The sequence below is a fragment of the Streptomyces sp. NPDC104367 genome, from assembly GCF_055583825.1.
On record NZ_JBVJND010000016.1, the window covers coordinates 1 to 18889 of the forward strand.

Below are 18889 nucleotides of genomic sequence, written 5' to 3' on the forward strand. Positions count from 1 at the left end.
TCGTGCCTGGTCGAACCCCGGGCGAAGCAGATGTGGAGGGACCTGATGACGGCGATCCAGTACTTCTGGCGGCACCCGCTCGCGGAACAGGTGCGCGAGGAAGGCCGGGAAGAGGGCAGGGAAGAGGGCCGGGAGGATGGCCGGGTGCAGCAGTGCGCCGAGATGGTGCTGCGTGTGCTGGAGTGGCGTGGCATCCCCGTCGGTGAGGATGTGCGGGAGCGGGTGGAAGGCTGTACGGAACTCGACCGGCTCGAGGGGTGGGCCCGGCGTGCGGTGACCGTCGGGGATGCCGCGGAGCTGTTCGCGGCGGAGTGAGTGCCGGGGCGGCCGGGGACTCGTCCACTCGGGCGCCCCGGCCGAAGCCTGCGGCCAGGCTCAGGCCCCGGCCGCGGCACTTACCCCGGCCTGCGGGCCAGGACGAAGGCGCGGGGCCACTTCTCCTCGCCGAGCGGTTCCCGGATCAGTGTCGCCGCCACCTCCAGGCCCGCCTTGGCGAGCATGTCGCCGACCGCGTACGCCGGGCGCCAGTGGTAGTGGAGGTCGATCTCGTGGCCGAAGCGCTCGGTGACGTGCAGGCCCGGCGACTCGCCCTTCTGGAAGGCGAGGAGCACATGGCCGCCGGGGACCAGGGCCCGGTGGAAGCCCGCGAAGGTCGCCGGGAGGTGCTCGTCGGGGACGTGGATGATCGAGTAGAGGGCGAGGATGCCGCCCAGGGTCTCGTCCGGCAGGTCCAGGGACGTCATCGAGCCCACGTGGAAACGCAGCGCGGGATGGCTCTCGCGGGCCAGGGTGACCATGGCGGTGGAGAGGTCGATGCCGAAGGCCGGGACGCCCAGGTCGTTCAGGTGCGCGGTGATGTGGCCGGGGCCGCTGCCCAGGTCGGCCACGGGCGCGGTGCCGTTCGCCTTCACCAGCGCGGCGAAGGCGGCGATCAGGGACATGTCCACCGGCCGGTCGGGCAGGCCGGGGAAGCGGGCGGAGTAGTCCCGGGCGATCGTGTCGTAGGACGTTCGGGTGGTCTCTATGAAGCCGGGGGCGTCGTGGAAGGGGTCCGTCACGGTCGCGCACGCTACCGGGCCCCGGCGCCGCCCGGGCGGGAAGTCGCCGTTCCGCCACGGTCCCGTTCCGGTCCGTGGACAGAGTCGGCGTGACTGTCGGGAGGCGTGGTATCCGTGGAAGAGGAAACATAGGTTTTACCCAGCCACGTCCGAGGTCATGCGTCCGCGGTCAGATTTTCTTCCCCTAACGGGCTGAACTTTTGTTGATCTCGGGTCAGTTGACCACCCGGGCGTCCTACCCTTCAGAGGGTGAACCAATTGATGTCCCTAGAGTCCGAGGCCGACCTCCCCGGGGATGTGCTCCCCGGCGTGCTCAGCGAGGAGCTGCACGCCGAACTCGTAGCCTTCCGGCGCGACCTGCACATGCACCCCGAGCTCGGCAACCAGGAGTTCCGCACCACTGCCGCGATCAAGGAGCGGCTGGAGCGGGCGGGCCTCAGCCCCCGCGTCCTCTCCATGGGAACCGGGCTCATCTGTGACATCGGACCGGTCGGCGACGGGCTGCCCGTGCTCGCCCTGCGCGCCGACATCGACGGCCTGCCCATCCCGGACATGAAGACCGAGTGCTCCTACCGGTCCACCGTCCCGGACCGCGCGCACGCCTGCGGGCACGACGTGCACACGGCGGTGGTGCTCGGCGCCGGCCTGGTCCTCGCCGACCTGCACCGCCGGGGGCTGCTGCCGCGGCCCGTACGGCTGCTCTTCCAGCCCGCCGAGGAGGTGCTGCCCGGCGGCGCCGCCGACGCCATCGAGTGCGGGGTGCTGGACGGGGTGGGGCGGATCATCGCCGTGCACTGCGACCCCCGGGTGGACGCCGGGCGGATCGGCCTGCGCAGCGGGCCCATCACCAGCGCCTGCGACCGGATCGAGGTGGCCCTGGACGGCCCCGGCGGGCACACCGCCCGGCCGCACCTGACCACCGACCTGGTCACCGCCGCCGCCCGGGTCGCCGTCGACGTGCCCGCGATCGTCGGGCGGCGCGTGGACAGCCGCAGCGGACTCGCCGTGACCTGGGGACGGATCGAGTCCGGTCACGCGCCGAACGTGATCCCGCAGCACGCCGAGCTGTCCGGGACCGTGCGCTGCCTGGACCTGGAGGCCTGGCGGCAGGCGCCGGACATCGTGCACGCGGCCATCGACGAGGTCGCCACCCTGCACCGTGCCAAGTCCGAGATCAACTACGTGCGCGGGGTGCCGCCGGTCGTCAACGACCCGGTGGTCACCGAGCTGTTGCGGGACGCGATGACCGCCCGGCGCGGGGCCGACTCCGTCGAGAGCACCGAGCAGAGCCTGGGCGGCGAGGACTTCTCCTGGTACCTGGAGCGGGTGCCCGGCGCGCTGGCCCGGCTCGGGGTGCGGACGCCGGGGGAGCGGACCGTGCGCGATCTGCACCAGGGCGACTTCGACGCCGACGAGCGGGCCATCACCGTCGGGGTGGAGCTGTTCACGGCCGCCGCCCTCATCGACGCCACCCGCTGAGCGCCCCACCCGGGTGCACCGCTGGAGAAACGGTCAGCTGGACGCGGGGCGGAGGGTGCCCGATCAGTGCCCTTCGCCCCCTTGTGTCACCCCGTCGTAACCGGCGATCCCCACTTTTAACCCGGAGTCGGCACGGTTCGATAACGGCCCGGAGAAACCCCGTTCCCCTCCGCTTCTACGCGCGTTACTGTGCGCCGAAATCGCCACCGCGGGTGGCCGGTTGGGGAAGCGGGCCGGGGACGGTGCCGTGGGGACGAAGGGGTACGTGCTGTGCGTTCTGTCTCTCGGAGGACGAGGTTCTCCAAAACTGCGGTGACCGTCGCCGTCATCGCCCTCGCGGCCGCCGGGTGCGGTAAGTCCAGCCAGGACAGTGGTGAGACCACCACCAACTCGTCCGGCAAGTACAACGGCAAGGGCATAGGCCTCGCCTACGACATCGGCGGCAAGGGCGACCAGTCCTTCAACGACGCCGCCTTCGCCGGCTTCCAGCAGGCCGAGAAGGAGTTCGGCATCGGCGGCCGGGACATCGAGCCGCAGGACGGCGAGTCCGACGCCGACAAGGTGCAGCGCCTCGACACGCTCGCCAAGGCCGGTTACAACCCGATCATCGGGGTCGGCTACTCCTACGCGCCCGCCGTCAAGGAGGTCGCCGCGAAGTACCCGAAGATCACCTTCGGCATGATCGACGACTCGACGATCAACGCGAAGAACGTCGTCGACATGGTCTTCGCGGCCGAGCAGTCGTCGTACCTCGCCGGTGTCGCGGCCGCCTCGGCGACCAAGAAGGACCACATCGGGTTCATCGGCGGCGTGGACATCCCGCTGATCCACACCTTCGAGGCCGGCTTCGACCAGGGCGCCAAGTCCGTCAACCCGAAGATCAAGATCGAGTCGCAGTACCTCACGCAGACCGCGGCCGAGGGCGGCTTCTCCAGCCCGGACAAGGGCAAGACCGCCGCCCAGGGCCAGATCGACGCCGGTGCCGACGTCATCTACCACGCGGCCGGTCTGTCCGGCCAGGGCGTCATCGAGGCCGCCGCCACCGCCAAGGTGTGGGCGATCGGCGTCGACTCCGACCAGTACAAGCAGGACGCGCTCGCCAAGTACAAGGACTACATCCTCGGCTCGGCCCTGAAGAACGTCGGCGGGGCCGTCTACGACCTGGTCAAGTCCGTCTACGAGGGCAAGCCGGAGAGCGGCACCGTCAACGGCACCCTGAAGACCGGTGGCGTCGGCTTCGCGGACTCCAACCCGAAGTACCAGGCCCTGACCAAGGTCGTCGCCGCCGTCGACAAGGCCAAGCAGGACATCATCGACGGCAAGGTCACCGTCGACACCAAGTGACGCGTTCTCCAGGTACGGCCGGGTGATCACCGGCCGTGTCCCGGCAGCCGTCCGGGCGGCGGTCCGTACCGCCGCCCGAGCGCCGTCGCAGTTCACGCGCCCCTTGCCTCCCGCAAGGGGCGCGCTGCTGTGCGTAACCTCGGCCGTGACTGTGGCCACAGCTAGATAACGGACCGGACATTGGGGGTTTTCCGTCTGGTCTACGCGCGTTACGCTGCGGCGGAACCAGCGCCTGGTTGAGGCGCTTGCACGAAGGAGTTTCGTTCCATGCGCCGGGTGTCCCGTATCGCGGTTGCGGGCGTTGCAACCGCAGCCCTTGCTGCCACTGTCTCCGCCTGTGGCAGCTCGTCCACCTCGTCCTCCTCCGCCAGCAAGGGCAAGGACCTCGGTCTGGCCCTCGCCTACGACGTCGGCGGCAAGGGCGACCAGTCCTTCAACGACGCCGCCACCACCGGCCTGGAGAAGGCCGACAAGGAGTTCGGCTACAAGTCCACCGCCGTCGAGCCGCAGGACGGCGAGTCGGACGCGGACAAGGCGCAGCGCCTGGAGACCCTGGCCAAGGCCGGCTACAACCCGGTGATCGGCGTCGGCTACGCCTACGCGCCGGCCGTCAAGGAGGTCGCCGCGAAGTACCCGAAGGTCACCTTCGGTGTCATCGACGACAACACCATCAAGGCCGACAACGTCGCCGACCTCGTCTTCCACGAGGAGCAGGCGTCCTACCTCGCCGGTGTCGCGGCCGCCAAGGCCACCAAGACCAACACCGTGGGCTTCGTCGGCGGTGTGGACGTGCCGCTGATCCACAAGTTCGAGGCCGGCTTCGAGCAGGGCGTCGCGGACACCAAGAAGGGCGTCAAGGTCAAGTCGCAGTACCTGACCGAGACCGCGGCCGAGGGCGGCTTCTCCAGCCCGGACAAGGGCAAGACCGCCGCCGACGGCCAGATCGACGCCGGTGCCGACGTCGTCTACGCCGCCGCGGGTCTGTCCGGCCAGGGCGTCATCCAGTCCGCCGCCGAGCACAAGGTGTGGGCGATCGGCGTCGACTCGGACCAGTACAAGCAGGACGCGCTGGCCAAGTACAAGGACTACATCCTCACCTCGGCCATGAAGGACGTCTCCGGCGCGGTCTACAACCTCGCCAAGTCCGTCCACGACGGCAAGCCGGAGACCGGTGAGATCCGCGCCAGCCTCGCCACGGGCGGTGTGAGCCTCTCCGACTCCAACCCGACCTTCAAGAACGACGCCGACATGCAGGCCGCGATCAAGAAGGCCGAGGAGGCCATCAAGGACGGCTCCATCACGGTCAAGACCTCCTGACCCAGGGGTCATGAGGTTGTCGTAGGCATGGCCAAAAGAACGCTGTAATGGCAGCGTTACGGCCACGGAACGGGGTGCGGGAAGGATGTCCTTCCCGTGCCCCCTGCTGTGGATGAGGCAGGGGGGACCCGCGTTCGCGCGGCAGAATGCTCGGAACGGATCGGGAGCCGAAAAAGCTCGATCAGGTCCGGGCACTATTTAAAGCAGGGGCGCTACGCGCGTAGAGCGGCCCCTTTCCCTAGGAGAGTGCGCCATCGACGCGTCCAGCAGCCCTCCGCTCACCGCAGAGACGACAGCCGCGGTCGAGCTGGCGGGGATCACCAAACGATTCCCGGGTGTCGTAGCCAACCACGACATCCACCTGTCCGTCCGCAAGGGCACCGTCCACGCCCTCGTCGGGGAGAACGGCGCCGGCAAGTCGACCCTGATGAAGATCCTCTACGGCATGCAGAAGCCGGACGAGGGCACCATCACGATCGACGGCGAGCAGGTCACCTTCTCGTCCCCGGCCGACGCCATCGCACGCGGCATCGGCATGGTCCACCAGCACTTCATGCTGGCCGACAACCTGACCGTGCTGGAGAACGTCGCGCTCGGCAGCGAGAAGCTGTACGGCATCGGCGCGGGCGCCAGGAAGAAGATCCGCGAGATCTCCGACCGGTACGGCCTCGGCATCCGCCCGGACGCCCTCGTGGAGGACCTCGGCGTCGCCGACCGGCAGCGCGTGGAGATCCTCAAGGTCCTCTACCGCGGCGCCAGGACCCTGATCCTCGACGAGCCCACCGCCGTCCTCGTCCCGCAGGAGGTCGACGCGCTCTTCGACAACCTGCGCGAGCTGAAGTCCGAGGGCCTGTCGGTCATCTTCATCTCCCACAAGCTGGGCGAGGTGCTGTCCGTCGCCGACGACATCACCGTCATCCGGCGCGGCACGACCGTCGGCACCGCGGTCCCCTCCGCGACCACCCCCCGCCAGCTCGCCGAGCTGATGGTCGGCAGCGAGCTGCCCACCCCGGAGACCGCCGAGTCCACGGTCACCGACCGGGCGGTCGTCACCGTCAGGAACCTCACCGTCTACGCCAGCGGCGCCTCCCTCGGCGAGGTCGGCGCCCAGCCCGAGACCGCGGTCGCCGGCTCGGCCGGTGCCGCGCCCGGCGCCGACGTGCTCACCGAGGCCACCAGCCCCGGCGCCGCCAAGCGCGTCCTGGACGACGTCTCCTTCACCATCCACGCCGGCGAGGTCATGGGCATCGCCGGTGTCGAGGGCAACGGCCAGACCGAGCTGATCGACGCGCTCATCGGCACCCGGCACGCCGACTCGGGCGCGGTCGAGTTCCTCGGCGAGGACGTCACCGGCTGGCCGACCCGCAAGCGCCGCGAGTCCGGCGTCGGCTACATCCCCGAGGACCGCCACCGCCAGGGCCTGCTCCTGGAGTCCCCGCTCTGGGAGAACCGCATCCTCGGCCACGTCACCGAGAAGCCCAACGCCAAGGGCTTCTGGCTGGACATCAAGGGCGCCCAGGCCGACACCCGCCGGATCGTCGAGCAGTACGACGTCCGCACCCCCGGCATCGACGTCACCGCCGCCTCCCTCTCCGGCGGCAACCAGCAGAAGCTGATCGTCGGCCGCGAGATGAGCCACCAGCCGAAGTTCCTGATCGCCGCCCACCCCACCCGCGGTGTCGACGTCGGCGCCCAGGCGCAGATCTGGGACCGCATCCGCGAGGCCCGCCGCGAGGGCCTGGCCGTGCTGCTGATCTCCGCCGACCTCGACGAGCTGATCGGCCTGTCGGACACCCTGCGCGTGATCTTCGACGGAAAGCTGGTCGCCGACGCCGACCCGGCCACCATCACGCCCGAGGAACTGGGCTCGGCCATGACAGGTGCCGCCACCGGCCACCTGGAGCATCACGATTCCGACGGTGTGTCCGGGGAGGACCAGGACCGATGAAGAAGTTCGACAAGGAGCGGGTGCTCCTCGCGGTGGCCGGCCCGGTCATCGCGCTCGTCCTGGCGATCGCCCTCACCTCGATCGTGCTGCTGGCCTCGAACCGCAACCCGTTCGAGCCGTACGTGCTGATGCTCCAGCAGCTGCCGTACTCGGACATCCAGGTCCTGATCATCAACCAGGCGGCGATGTACTACATCGCGGCCATCGCGGTCGCCATCGGCTTCCGCATGAACCTCTTCAACATCGGCGTCGACGGCCAGTACCGCCTCGCCGCCGTGATGACGGCCGTGGCCGGCGCCCACATCGGCCTGCCCGCCTTCCTCCAGATCCCGCTGCTGCTCCTGGTCGCCATGTTCACCGGCGCCTTCTGGGCCGGCATCGCGGGCGTCCTCAAGATCACCCGGGGGGTCAGCGAGGTCGTCTCCACGATCATGCTGAACGCCATCGCCACCAGCGTCATCGGCTACGTCACCCTCGCCGACGTGTGGGGCGTCCAGGTCGGCAACAACATGACGACCGGCGACATGAAGAAGTCCGGCTGGTTCCCGGGCATCGACCTCGGCTCCGACGTCGGCGAGATCTACGGCATGGTCTTCGTCGCCATCGCCTTCGGCGTCGCCTACTGGGTCGTCCTCAACCGCACCCGCTTCGGCTTCGACCTGCGGGCCACCGGCGCCTCCGAGTCCGCCGCGGCCGCCTCCGGCGTCAACGCCAAGCGCATGGTGCTGGTCACCATGCTGATCTCCGGCGCCGTCTCCGGCCTCGCGGGCCTTCCGCTGCTGCTCGGCGACACCCACACCTACAGCCTGAGCTTCCCGGCCGGCCTCGGCTTCACCGCCATCGGCATCGCCCTGCTCGGCCGCAACAGCCCCGGCGGCATCGCCTTCGCCGCCCTCCTGTGGGCCTTCCTCGACAAGGCCTCGCCCGCCCTCGACTACGCGATCCCGGTCGCGTACGAGAAGGAGATCGCCACGATCATGCAGGGCCTGATCGTCTTCTCCGTCGTCATCTCCTACGAAGCCGTACGCCAGTGGGGCCTGCGCCGCCAGCAGCGCCAGGTCGGCGCGGAGCTCGCCGCGGCCGCCGCCAAGAACACCAAGAAGGAGGTGGCGGCCTGATGTCCACCGCGACCATCGCCAAGCCGCAGGCGAAGCAGCCCGGCAGGGGCGGCCGCCGAATGTCGCTCCCGGTACTCCTGCTGGTCATCGCCGGCGTGCTGGTCCTCACCTCGGCCGTGCGCCTGATCACCGGCGCCGACGGCATCACCTCGACCGGCCAGATGTCCACCGCGCTGCGCCTCGCCGTGCCCATCGGCCTCGCCGGTCTCGGCGGTCTGTGGGCCGAGCGCGCGGGCGTCGTCAACATCGGCCTCGAAGGCATGATGATCCTCGGCACCTGGTTCGGCGCCTGGGCCGGCTACCAGTGGGGTCCCTGGGTCGGCGTGGCGTTCGGCATCCTCGGCGGCGCGCTCGGCGCCGTCCTGCACGCCGTCGCCACCGTCACCTTCAACGTCAACCACATCGTCTCCGGTGTGGCCCTGAACATCCTCGCCCTGGGCGCCACCCGCTACCTCTCCAAGTTCACCTTCGAGAACGCGCAGGGCGGCTCCTCCAAGCAGTCCCCGCCGATCGACTCGCTCGGCACGTTCAGCGTCCCGGGGCTGTCGGACTGGCTGAACACGCTCAACGGCAAGCACTGGTTCCTGGTCTCCGACATCGCGGGCCTGGTCGGCGGTCTGCTGACCGACCTCTCCCCGCTGACCGTCATCGCCGTGGCGCTCGTCCCGGTCACCTGGTGGGTCCTGTGGCGCACCGCCTTCGGCCTGCGGCTGCGCTCCTGCGGTGAGAACCCGGTCGCGGCCGAGTCCCTCGGCGTCAACGTCTACAAGTACAAGTACATCGCCGTGATCATCAGCGGTGGCTTCGCCGGCCTCGGCGGCGCCTTCCTCTCGATCGTCGCCTCCAACGTCTACCTCGACGGCCAGACGGCCGGCCGCGGTTACATCGGTCTCGCCGCGATGATCTTCGGCAACTGGATGCCGGGCGGCCTCGCCCTCGGCGCCGGCCTGTTCGGCTACACCGACAGCCTCAACCTGCGCGGCGGCACGGTGAACGTCCACGCGCTGATCCTGCTGCTCGCGATCCTGCTGGTGGCCGGCGCGGTCTACCTGGCCTGGCGCCGGAAGTACGTCCCGGCGGTGATCACCGTCGTGATCTCGGTCCTGATGTTCGTCTGGTACGCCTCCACCAACGAGGTCCCGCGCCAGCTCGTGACCGCGACCCCGTACATCGTCACGCTGCTGGTGCTCTCGCTGTCCGCGCAGTCCCTGCGGATGCCGAAGGCGGACGGTCTGCCGTACCGGAAGGGACAGGGCAAGTGACGACCGCCGCCGGCTTCGACTGGGAGGCCCTGCGGGACCGGGCGAGGGAGGCCATGTCCCACGCCTACGCCCCGTACTCCGGCTTCCCGGTCGGGGTCGCGGCCCTCGTCGACGACGGCCGCACGGTCTCCGGCTGCAACGTGGAGAACGCGTCGTACGGCCTGGGCCTGTGCGCCGAGTGCGGACTGGTCTCCGAGCTCCAGCGCACGGGCGGCGGCCGGCTGACCCACTTCACGTGCGTGGACGGCACCGGCGGGCTGCTCGTCCCGTGCGGCCGCTGTCGCCAGCTCCTCTACGAGTTCGGCGGACCGGACCTCCTCCTGGACACCCCCGAGGGCGTCCTGCCCCTCTCCGAGATGCTCCCCCAGGCCTTCGGTCCGGCCCATCTCGCCAAGTAACTCCCGTACGGCCCCTCCTGGTGGGAGGGGCCGTACGCTTCGCAATGCTTCGAAGGGAACGTCATGGCCATGGACGCCATCTCCGTCATCCGCACCAAGCGGGACCGCGGTGAGCTCAGCGACGAGCAGATCGACTGGGTCATCGACGCGTACACGCGCGGCGAGGTCGCCGACGAGCAGATGTCGTCGCTCGCGATGGCCGTCCTGCTCAACGGCATGAACCGAGGCGAGATCGCGCGGTGGACCGCCGCGATGATCGCGTCCGGCGAGCGCATGGACTTCTCCTCGCTGTCCCGCCCGACGGCCGACAAGCACTCGACGGGCGGCGTCGGCGACAAGATCACGCTGCCGCTCGCGCCGCTCGTCGCCGCCTGCGGCGCGGCCGTTCCCCAGCTCTCCGGGCGGGGCCTCGGCCACACCGGCGGCACCCTCGACAAGCTGGAGTCGATCCCCGGCTGGCGCGCCCTGCTCTCCAACGAGGAGATGCTGCACGTCCTCGACACCACCGGCGCGGTGATCTGCGCGGCCGGCGACGGCCTGGCCCCCGCCGACAAGAAGCTCTACGCGCTGCGCGACGTCACCGGCACGGTCGAGGCGATCCCGCTGATCGCCTCCTCGATCATGTCGAAGAAGATCGCCGAGGGCACCGGCTCGCTGGTCCTGGACGTGAAGGTCGGCACCGGTGCCTTCATGAAGACCCTGGCCGACGCCCGCGAGCTGGCCTCGACGATGGTCGGCCTCGGCACCGACCACGGGGTGCGGACGGTCGCGCTGCTCACCGACATGTCCACCCCGCTCGGCCGCACCGCGGGCAACGCGCTGGAGGTCCGCGAGTCCGTGGAGGTCCTGGCGGGCGGCGGCCCGGCGGACGTCGTCGAGCTGACCCTCGCCCTGGCCCGCGAGATGCTCGACGCGGCCGGTGTGAAGGACGCGGACCCGGCGAAGGCGCTGGCCGACGGCTCGGCGATGGACGTCTGGCGCCGGATGATCGCGGCCCAGGGCGGTGACCCGGACGCGGAACTGCCGGTGGCCCGCGAGCAGCACGTGGTGACGGCCCCCGCCTCCGGTGTCCTGACCCGCCTGGACGCCTACGGCGTCGGCGTCGCCGCCTGGCGCCTGGGCGCGGGCCGGGCCCGCAAGGAGGACCCGGTGCAGGCGGGCGCGGGCGTCGAACTGCACGCCAAGCCCGGCGACCGGGTCACCGCCGGCCAGCCCCTGCTCACCCTCCACACGGACACCCCGGAACGCTTCGACTACGCCCTGCGGTCCATCGAGGGCTCCTACGACATCGCGGCCTCCGGCACGGAGTTCACGACGTCTCCCGTGGTGCTGGAACGTATCGCCTGACCAGGGCGTCTCTCGATCGGACGAACGGGACCGGCGGACCTGCGCCGGTCCCGTTCGGCATGCTGGGATCGGTGGCGCGACCGAAGGAGACCACCGTGAGCGCACTCACCGTCCGCCAGGGCGTTCCCCGTCGGCTGACCGCCCCTCACCCCAGCAGCGCCGCGACCACGACCAGCACCGGCACCGACAGGACGGTCGACAGGAGGATGGAGTCCCGGGCCAGTTCCTCGCCCGTGCGGTAGGTGCTGGCGTAGGTGTAGAGGTTCTGGGCCGCCGGGAGCGCCGAGGTCACCGTGACGTCGAGCAGGGCCGCGCCGTGCAGGTCGAAGACGGCGGAGGCCAGGGCCCAGGCGGCGAGCGGCTGGCCCGCCGCCTTCAGGGCCACGGACAGGAACACGGGGTGCCGGTCGCGCCCCCGGCCGGGCGGCGTGCTGCCGCGCAGCGAGATGCCGAAGGCGAGCAGGACGGCCGGCACGGACATGTTGCCGATCAGGGTCAGGGGGTCCATGACCGGGCCGGGCACATGGATTCCGAGCGCCGCGACCGCGACGCCGGACAGCGAGCCGACGGCGATCGGATTGCGCAGGGGCGTGAGCAGCCGGCGCCACCACGGGCCCTTCTCGCCCATCCCCGCCAGGTCGAGGACGGTGAGGGCGACCGGGGTCAGGAAGACGACCTGGAAGAGCAGGACCGGCGCCACCAGCGAGGCGTCGCCCAGCACGTACACGGCGATCGGGATGCCCAGGTTGCCGGCGTTGACGTAGCTGGAGCAGAGCGCGCCGATCGTCGTACGCCCGACGCCCCAGTGCCGTACGACGCCCACCACCACGAAGGCGCCCGCCGCCGCTGCCGTGCTCAGGGCCGTCACCAGGAGGCGGCTGGAGAAGACCACCGCGAGGTCCGCCCCGGCGAGGGTGGTGAACAGGAGGGCGGGGGAGGCGACGTGGAAGGCCAGCCTGGTGAGGACCTCGCGGCCGTTCGCCCCGAGGTGGCCGCCGCGGCCGAGCGCGTAGCCGACGGCGATGACGATCGCGATGACCGCGAAACCGCTCAGCACCCCTTGCACGGAACCCCCTCGGGGCGTGACAGGCCGTCGGGTATCCACCGGGGTGCTGGTCTGTGGGGCATACACCTAACCCTCGGGTGCGGGCCAGGCGCGGTCAACGTGCTGATCCTTGTGATCTTCGCGACCCTGCGCGAACGCACCGCCCGCCGATGAGTTGCCGCCCCGGCGCAGGTCTACCGGTTCGTGGATGCCGCGACCCCCGCCGTACTGGCGCTGTCCGGCCCCGTCACCGGGAACCAGGTGCCGGGGCTCTGCGACGACGTGCGCGTGCTGCTCAGGGCCACCGGTGCCGGGGCCGTCGTCTGCGACGTGCGCGGGCTCGGACCGCCCGGGCTCGGCACGGTCGACCTGCTGGCCCGGCTGGAGCTGACGGCCCGCCGGGCCGGCGGACGGATACGGCTGCGGGACCCCGACCCGGCCCTACGCTCCCTCCTCCGGCTCGTCGGCCTTCGCCTCCAGGTGGAGGGGGAGACCGAAGAGCGGGAACCAGCGCTTGGTGTCGAGGAAGAAGTGGAACCCGGTCAGCCGGCCGTCTGAGATCTCCAGGACCTGGATCGACCAGGGGCTGTAGCCGCCGGTGTCCGGGTCCGGCTTGTACTGGGCGAACCCGGGCAGGCCGTTGACCTGGACCGGGAAGAGCCGCGAGCCCTCGCAGGCGGAGCCGATGGTGGTCATGAAGCCGGCGATGTCGTCGTGGCCGGTGAGCCACAGGTCGAACGGCGGCATCGTCATGATGGCGTCCTCGTGCAGGAGCGCCGTCAGCGCCGCCATGTCGTAGCCCTCGAAGGCGGCGACATAGCGCTCCAGGAGCTTGCGCTGCTCCTCGTCGAGCGGATCGCGGACATCGGCCCCGGCCCCCGACTGCTGCTGCTCGGCCAGTGTGGAACGGGCCCGCTGCAACGCGCTGTTGACCGACGCGACCGAGGTGTCGAGCAGCTCGGCCACCTCGTTCGCCTTCCAGGCCAGCACCTCGCGCAGGATCAGCACCACCCGCTGCTTGGGCGGCAGCTGCTGGAGCGCGGCCATGAACGCGAGCCGGACGGACTCCCTGGCGACCGCGGCCTCCGCCGGATCGTCCACCGTGGGCAGCACGCGCGCGTCCGGCACCGGCTCCAGCCAGGTGTTGTCGGGCCGGGGCGACAGCGCCGCCTGGGCCAGCGGCGTCGAATCGCCGAGGTCCATCGGCCGCGCCCGTTTGTTGCCCGCGTTCAGCATGTCCAGGCACACGTTCGTCGCGATCCGGTACAGCCACGACCGCAGGCTGGAGCGGCCCTCGAACTTCTCGTGGCTCCGCCAGGCCCGCACCAGCGTGTCCTGCACGGCGTCCTCGGCCTCGAAGGACGAACCGAGCATGCGGTAGCAGTACCCGGTCAGCTCGGTCCGGTGCTTCTCCAGTGCGACGTCGAGATCCGCTGTCGCCGTGCTGTCACTCATGACCGTCCCCCTGTGGCGGTTCTGTCCGCGCTCCGTCGCGCCCCAGCACCTGGAAGCTACCGCAGAGGACCGACAACGGCCCCCGGAGTGCGCGAAGCCGCAGGTGGCGCGGGCTGCTCGCGAACCGGGGGCGCGCTTCAGCGGGCGGTCGCCAGCACGTCCCGGCGGGCCGCCACCGTGCCGAGGACGGTGATCGCCATGACGCCCAGCACCGCCAGCAGACCGACGCCGACCGTGCCCGACCAGCCCTGGGCGTGGAAGGCCATCGCGCCGATCGTGCTGCCCGCGCTGGAGCCGATGTAGTACGAGGACTGGTAGAGGGCCGAGGCCTGCGCGCGGCCGTGGGCCGCGGTGTGGCTGACCGCCGAGGAGGCCACCGCGTGGCCCGCGAAGAAGCCCGCGGTGATCAGGACCAGGCCCAGCAGGACCAGCGGGAGCGAGTCGGCCAGGGAGAGGAGCAGCCCGGCCGCCGTCGTGCCGCCGCCCAGGTAGAGGGCGCCGCGGCGGCCGAGACGGCCCACCAGACGGCCCGCGGTGGACGCCGACACCGTACCGACCAGGTACACCAGGAAGATCGAGCCGATGAGGCCCTGGGGGAGCGAGAAGGGCTCCTCGGTCAGGCGGTAGCCGATCACCGTGTAGACGCCGCCGAAGACGGTCATGAACAGCGCGCCGATCGCGTACAGGCGGCGCAGCAGCGGGTTCGCGAGGTGGTCGCGGACCGTGCCCAGCAGCCGGCGCGGGTGCAGCGAGCCCGCCCTGAAGTGCTTCGGCGCGGGCAGCAGCAGCCGGAACGCCACCGCGCAGCCGACGGCGATCAGGCCGATCGTGCCCACGGCGACCCGCCAGCCCCACTCCTGCGCGACCCAGCCGGTGATGACCCGGCCGCTCATCCCGCCGACGCTGTTGCCCGCGACGAACAGTCCGATCGCCGTGACCAGCGCCTTCGGGCGGACCTCCTCGGCCAGGTACGCCGTCGCCGAGGCGGGCAGGCCGGCCAGCGCCGCGCCCTGCACACCGCGCAGCAGCACCAGCACGCCCAGGGACGAGGCGAAGGGGACCAGGAGGCCGACCGTCACCGCGACCGCCAGCGAGGCCGTCATGACCGTACGGCGCCCGAAGCGCTCGGAGAGCGCGCTCATGGGGAGGACGAACAGCGCCAGACCGCCGGTCGCCGCCGCCACCGTCCAGCTCGCGTCGCCCGCGCTCACCCCGAAGCCGTCCGAGATCAGCGGGAGCAGGGCCTGGGTGGAGTAGAGGAGGGCGAAGGTCGCGACACCGGCGAGGAAGAGCGCGAAGCTCATCCGGCGGTAGCCGGGACCGCCCGGGGTCAGACGGGTGTCGGAGGCGGCGGAGGACGGAACGGCGCCCACGGTGGTGGACGCCCCGGTACTGGCGGGAGACATGCTTCGAACGTACGGACCCCGTTCTGATCCGTCCAATGCATGGAATCGTCATAATCGTTCCCATGGAGCATCAGCAGAGGTCAGTGGGGCGCCTGTCACCGTCCAGTGACACAGAAGACATGACGATGTTGCTGGCTCCCCGCCTGGCGTACTTCGCCGGCGTGGCCCGCACGGAGCATGCCACCCGGGCCGCGCAGGAACTCGGCGTCCCCCAGTCCACCCTCTCCCGCGCGATGGCCCGCCTGGAACAGGACCTCGGCGTCGACCTCTTCACCCGCCACGGCCGCACCGTCTCCCTCACCCCGGCCGGCCGCACCTTCCTCGCCTCGGTCGAGCGCGCCCTCGCCGAGGTCCAGCGCGCCGCCGACGAGGTCCGCGCCGACGCCGACCCCACCACCGGCAAGGTCGCCTTCGGCTTCCTGCACACCATGGGCGCGGAGACCGTCCCCGGCCTCCTCCACGCCTTCCGCGCCGACCACCCGCGCATCCGCTTCAGCCTCGTCCAGAACTACGGCGAGGCGATGATCGAGAAGCTGCGGGCGGGCGAGCTGGACCTGTGCCTGACCTCACCGGTCCCGGACGCCCCGGACCTGGTGGCCCGCCGCCTCGACGAACAGAAGCTGCGCCTGGTGGTCCCGGCCGACCACCCCCTGGCCGCCCGCAGGCGGATCCGCCTGGCGGAGGCCGCCGACGAGACCTTCGTGACCCTGGAACCGGGCTACGGCCTGCGGCGCATCACGGACGACCTGTGCAAGGAGGCGGGTTTCCGGCCGAGGATCGCCTTCGAGGGGGAGGAGGCGGAGACCCTGCGGGGCCTGGTCGCGGCCGGCCTGGGCGTGGCCCTCCTGCCCCCGCCGGCCTTCCCCCGCCCGGGAGTCGCCGAACTCACGGTCACCGCACCGAGAGCGGTACGGGAGATCGGCGTCGCCTGGCTGGACGGCCACCCGGACACACCCCCGGTCGCCGCCTTCAAGAAGTTCCTGCTGTCCAGAAGGGGCAGCCTGCTGCCCGCCTAGGCGCGGCGCCCGTCAGGGGCGCGGGGCTGTATCCGCTCTGCGGCCGCCGCCGCGCGGGCGCGCTCAACCACGAACCGCTCGCACCCCGAAGACGACACGAGCCCCCGCTCCTACCGTCTCAACGACTTGCCGAACCCCGCCGCCAGCGGCATCCGCAGTCCGATCGGCGGCGGCGCGGCCAACGCGTCCTCCACCGGCCGGGACACCGTCCGCCCGTACAGCGCGCCCATGACGAAGTCCGAAGCGAGAGCGAGGACTTCGTCCCGGTGCTGGTGCAGCCCGTGGCCGTCCGAGTGCACCTCGAACCGGCACACCTCCCGGTTCGCCTTCTTCGCCCGCACCGCCAGCCGGAACGACAGCTCCGGATCGGTCCGTTCGTCGTTCGTGCCGTGCACGATCAGCACCCGCCGCCCCACCAGCTGCCGAACCGGTTCCTCGGGTGCCGCCACATCCGCCTCCGGCAGCCAAGGGGCGATGGCGACGACGGAGTCGGCCGCCTCGTGGCCGCCCGCCCGCAGCGCCGCCCGGCCGCCCATCCCGACGCCCAGCAGACAGACGGGCACATCGCCGTACCGCCGTACCACCTCGTCGGCCGCCCATTCGGCGTCCGCCGCGAGGTGCGCCTCGCCGCCGTTCCAGCCGCGATAACGGTAGTGGACGACGTGCGCGGCCAGCCCCTCCTCGCGGCCGTCCCGGGCCAGCCGGCGTCCGAGTGCGCGGACGAGGGCCGTCGCCCATACGGGGGACGGCTTGCGCGCGGAGTGCTCCTCGCCGCCCGGGAGCAGCAGGACCGCTCCGGTCACCGTCGTCGGCTCCTGGCCGACTGCCCTGCCCAGTCTGGCCGTTCGGACCGGCGTCGCTTGCTGTGCCATGACAGAACAGTGTCAGAAGTCCTGGTGTACCTGACCCGTCGGCGGGGTCACCGTTGCGTATCGACGGACGGGTGTACGACCGGTGCGCCAGGTGATCTACGCGCGTAGGAGTTAGAGTGCGTGAATGACGAGCCAGAGCACCGCGAACACCCCGGCGCCGGACCAGATCCGCCGGGCGCCCAAGGTTCTGCTGCACGACCATCTCGACGGCGGTCTGCGTCCCGGAACCGTCGCCGACCTCGCCCGGGAGACCGGGTACTCCCAGCTCCCCGAGACCGACCCGGACAAGCTCGGCCTCTGGTTCCGCGAGGCCGCCGACTCCGGTTCGCTGGAGCGGTACCTGGAGACGTTCTCGCACACCGTCGGCGTGATGCAGACCCGGGACGCGCTGGTGCGGGTCGCCCGCGAGTGCGCCGAGGACCTCGCCGAGGACGGTGTCGTCTACGCCGAGGTGCGGTACGCGCCCGAGCAGCACCTGGAGCGCGGGCTGACCCTCGAAGAGGTCGTCGAGGCCGTCAACGAGGGCTTCCGGCAGGGCGAGGCGCTCGCCCGGGAGAACGGCCGGCGGATCAGGGTCGGCGCCCTGCTCACCGCCATGCGGCACGCGGCCCGCTCCCTGGAGATCGCCGAACTCGCCAACCGCTACCGGGACCTGGGCGTCGTCGGCTTCGACATCGCCGGGGCCGAGGCCGGTTACCCTCCCACCCGCCACCTCGACGCCTTCGAGTACCTCAAGCGCGAGAACAACCACTTCACCATCCACGCCGGCGAGGCCTTCGGGCTGCCGTCCATCTGGCAGGCGCTCCAGTGGTGCGGCGCCGACCGGCTCGGGCACGGTGTGCGGATCATCGACGACATCCAGGTCCACGAGGACGGCACGGTCAAGCTCGGCCGGCTCGCCTCCTACGTCCGCGACAAGCGGATCCCGCTGGAGCTGTGCCCCAGCTCCAACCTCCAGACCGGGGCCGCCGACTCCTACGCCGGACACCCCATCGGGCTGCTGCGCCGGATGCACTTCCGGGCCACCGTGAACACCGACAACCGGCTGATGTCCGGCACCAGCATGAGCCGGGAATTCGAGCACCTCGTCGAGGCGTTCGGTTACACGCTCGACGACCTGCAGTGGTTCTCCGTCAATGCGATGAAATCAGCGTTCATTCCTTTCGATGAACGACTCGCCATGATCAATGACGTCGTGAAGCCCGGTTATGCGGAACTGAAATCCGAATGGCTGTTCCAGCAGACGGCCTCCACCAGCGGTTCTCTCGACCCGCAGGGCTGATCGGGCATCCTTGCGAGGCATCCGATGCGGACGGGCGTTCACAACCCGTCCGCATTTCGGTGTTTGCCCCGGGTGGGCTGCCGTGTTTACGGTCGGGGACCGCTCAGCGCTTAACTCCCCGTCATCGCATTCAAGGACGCATTCACCATGAAGCAGTCTGCCGTCAAGACCCTCGGTGTCGCCGCCCTCGGTGCCGCCTTCGCCGCCGTCGGCGCGGGCGCGGCCAACGCGGCCCCGGCCGTCCCGGACGCCGCGCAGGCCCTGGACACCGTCACCAGGACGCTGCCGGCCGAGAACGTCTCCAAGGCCCTGCCGGGTGCCGGTGAGGCCGTGTCGCAGGGGCAGACCGCCCTCGGTGCCGGACTGGCCGCCGCCCAGCCGGCCGCCGGGCAGCTCCTCTCCAACGGCCCGACCAAGCCGGTCGCCGGCCTCCTCGGCGGCCTGCCGCTGAAGGGCCTGCCCACCCACGGCCTGCCGGTGAACGGGATCCCGCTCGGCTGACCCGCCCGCCGACGCGACGCCGTCGGGGCGCCCCGCACTCC

At 71.0% G+C, this 18889-nt stretch carries 17 protein-coding genes and 1 pseudogene; 13 read left to right on the top strand and 5 right to left on the bottom strand.

Annotated elements, in window-relative coordinates; all coding sequences use genetic code 11:
* A pseudogene (locus tag ACZ619_RS23810) lies at positions 1–315 on the top strand (hypothetical protein); the annotation flags it as partial.
* Between the two features lie 80 nt (positions 316–395).
* Here ACZ619_RS23810 and ACZ619_RS23815 read toward each other — a convergent pair.
* Positions 396–1058 (bottom strand): class I SAM-dependent DNA methyltransferase, encoded by a 663-nt coding sequence (locus ACZ619_RS23815; protein ID WP_469602300.1) that lies wholly within the window; start codon positions 1056–1058, stop codon positions 396–398.
* A 261-nt stretch (positions 1059–1319) separates the two neighbouring features.
* Here ACZ619_RS23815 and ACZ619_RS23820 point away from each other — a divergent pair, with 261 nt between their 5' ends.
* The 8 genes from ACZ619_RS23820 (at position 1320) to ACZ619_RS23855 (ending at position 11271) form a co-directional block, all read left to right on the top strand.
* Complete coding sequence (locus tag ACZ619_RS23820) at positions 1320–2537, top strand: amidohydrolase (RefSeq protein WP_469602303.1); 1218 nt, start codon at positions 1320–1322, stop codon at positions 2535–2537.
* 312 nt (positions 2538–2849) lie between these two features.
* Positions 2850–3881, top strand: coding sequence for a BMP family lipoprotein (locus ACZ619_RS23825; RefSeq protein WP_469602305.1), 1032 nt, complete (start codon positions 2850–2852; stop codon positions 3879–3881).
* Between the two features lie 267 nt (positions 3882–4148).
* Positions 4149–5198 (top strand): BMP family lipoprotein, encoded by a 1050-nt coding sequence (locus ACZ619_RS23830; protein ID WP_469602308.1) that lies wholly within the window; start codon positions 4149–4151, stop codon positions 5196–5198.
* Positions 5199–5451: 253 nt separating this feature from the next.
* Entirely contained in the window at positions 5452–7146 is a 1695-nt protein-coding gene (locus ACZ619_RS23835) for an ABC transporter ATP-binding protein (RefSeq protein WP_469602842.1), read from the top strand.
* On the top strand, positions 7143–8264 hold the full coding sequence (locus ACZ619_RS23840) for an ABC transporter permease (RefSeq protein ID WP_469602311.1): 1122 nt from the start codon (positions 7143–7145) through the stop codon (positions 8262–8264). The genes ACZ619_RS23835 and ACZ619_RS23840 overlap by 4 nt, the downstream gene beginning before the upstream one ends.
* The gene (locus ACZ619_RS23845) at positions 8264–9526 is read left to right on the top strand and encodes an ABC transporter permease (protein WP_469602314.1); all 1263 of its coding nucleotides are present in this window, start codon (positions 8264–8266) and stop codon (positions 9524–9526) included. The genes ACZ619_RS23840 and ACZ619_RS23845 overlap by 1 nt, the downstream gene beginning before the upstream one ends.
* On the top strand, positions 9523–9924 hold the full coding sequence (locus tag ACZ619_RS23850) for a cytidine deaminase (protein ID WP_469602316.1): 402 nt from the start codon (positions 9523–9525) through the stop codon (positions 9922–9924). Before ACZ619_RS23845 ends, ACZ619_RS23850 begins: the two co-directional genes overlap by 4 nt.
* A 63-nt stretch (positions 9925–9987) precedes the next feature.
* The gene (locus ACZ619_RS23855; RefSeq protein ID WP_469602319.1) at positions 9988–11271 is read left to right on the top strand and encodes a thymidine phosphorylase; all 1284 of its coding nucleotides are present in this window, start codon (positions 9988–9990) and stop codon (positions 11269–11271) included.
* Positions 11272–11416: 145 nt separating this feature from the next.
* Here the strand turns inward: ACZ619_RS23855 and ACZ619_RS23860 are convergent, their stop codons facing one another.
* Positions 11417–12337, bottom strand: a complete 921-nt coding sequence (locus ACZ619_RS23860; protein WP_469602322.1) for an AEC family transporter — start codon at positions 12335–12337, stop codon at positions 11417–11419.
* 183 nt (positions 12338–12520) lie between these two features.
* Between ACZ619_RS23860 and ACZ619_RS23865 the strand changes: the two genes are divergently transcribed.
* On the top strand, positions 12521–12874 hold the full coding sequence (locus ACZ619_RS23865) for an STAS domain-containing protein (RefSeq protein ID WP_469602325.1): 354 nt from the start codon (positions 12521–12523) through the stop codon (positions 12872–12874).
* Here the strand turns inward: ACZ619_RS23865 and ACZ619_RS23870 are convergent.
* Both ACZ619_RS23870 and ACZ619_RS23875 read right to left on the bottom strand, forming a co-directional pair.
* Positions 12758–13771, bottom strand: a complete 1014-nt coding sequence (locus ACZ619_RS23870; protein ID WP_469602328.1) for a sigma-70 family RNA polymerase sigma factor — start codon at positions 13769–13771, stop codon at positions 12758–12760. The two genes, ACZ619_RS23865 and ACZ619_RS23870, sit on opposite strands and share 117 nt — an antisense overlap.
* Before the next feature lie 137 nt (positions 13772–13908).
* On the bottom strand, positions 13909–15177 hold the full coding sequence (locus ACZ619_RS23875; protein ID WP_469602331.1) for an MFS transporter: 1269 nt from the start codon (positions 15175–15177) through the stop codon (positions 13909–13911).
* 62 nt (positions 15178–15239) lie between these two features.
* Here ACZ619_RS23875 and ACZ619_RS23880 point away from each other — a divergent pair, with 62 nt between their 5' ends.
* Positions 15240–16193: a LysR family transcriptional regulator gene (locus ACZ619_RS23880; RefSeq protein ID WP_469602334.1), complete on the top strand. Its 954-nt coding sequence runs from the start codon at positions 15240–15242 to the stop codon at positions 16191–16193.
* Positions 16194–16303: 110 nt separating this feature from the next.
* On the opposite strand, the gene ACZ619_RS23885 is transcribed toward ACZ619_RS23880, so the two are convergent.
* A complete protein-coding gene (locus ACZ619_RS23885; protein ID WP_469602336.1) occupies positions 16304–17065 on the bottom strand; it encodes an alpha/beta hydrolase in 762 nt (253 codons plus the stop codon).
* A gap of 124 nt (positions 17066–17189) precedes the next feature.
* On the opposite strand from ACZ619_RS23885, the gene ACZ619_RS23890 reads away from it, so the two are divergent.
* Complete coding sequence (locus tag ACZ619_RS23890; RefSeq protein WP_469602339.1) at positions 17190–18347, top strand: adenosine deaminase; 1158 nt, start codon at positions 17190–17192, stop codon at positions 18345–18347.
* A gap of 147 nt (positions 18348–18494) precedes the next feature.
* Positions 18495–18848 carry an ATP-binding protein gene (locus tag ACZ619_RS23895; protein WP_469602342.1) on the top strand — a complete coding sequence of 118 codons (354 nt, stop codon included), beginning with the start codon at positions 18495–18497 and terminating at the stop codon, positions 18846–18848.
* Positions 18849–18889 lie beyond the last annotated feature (41 nt).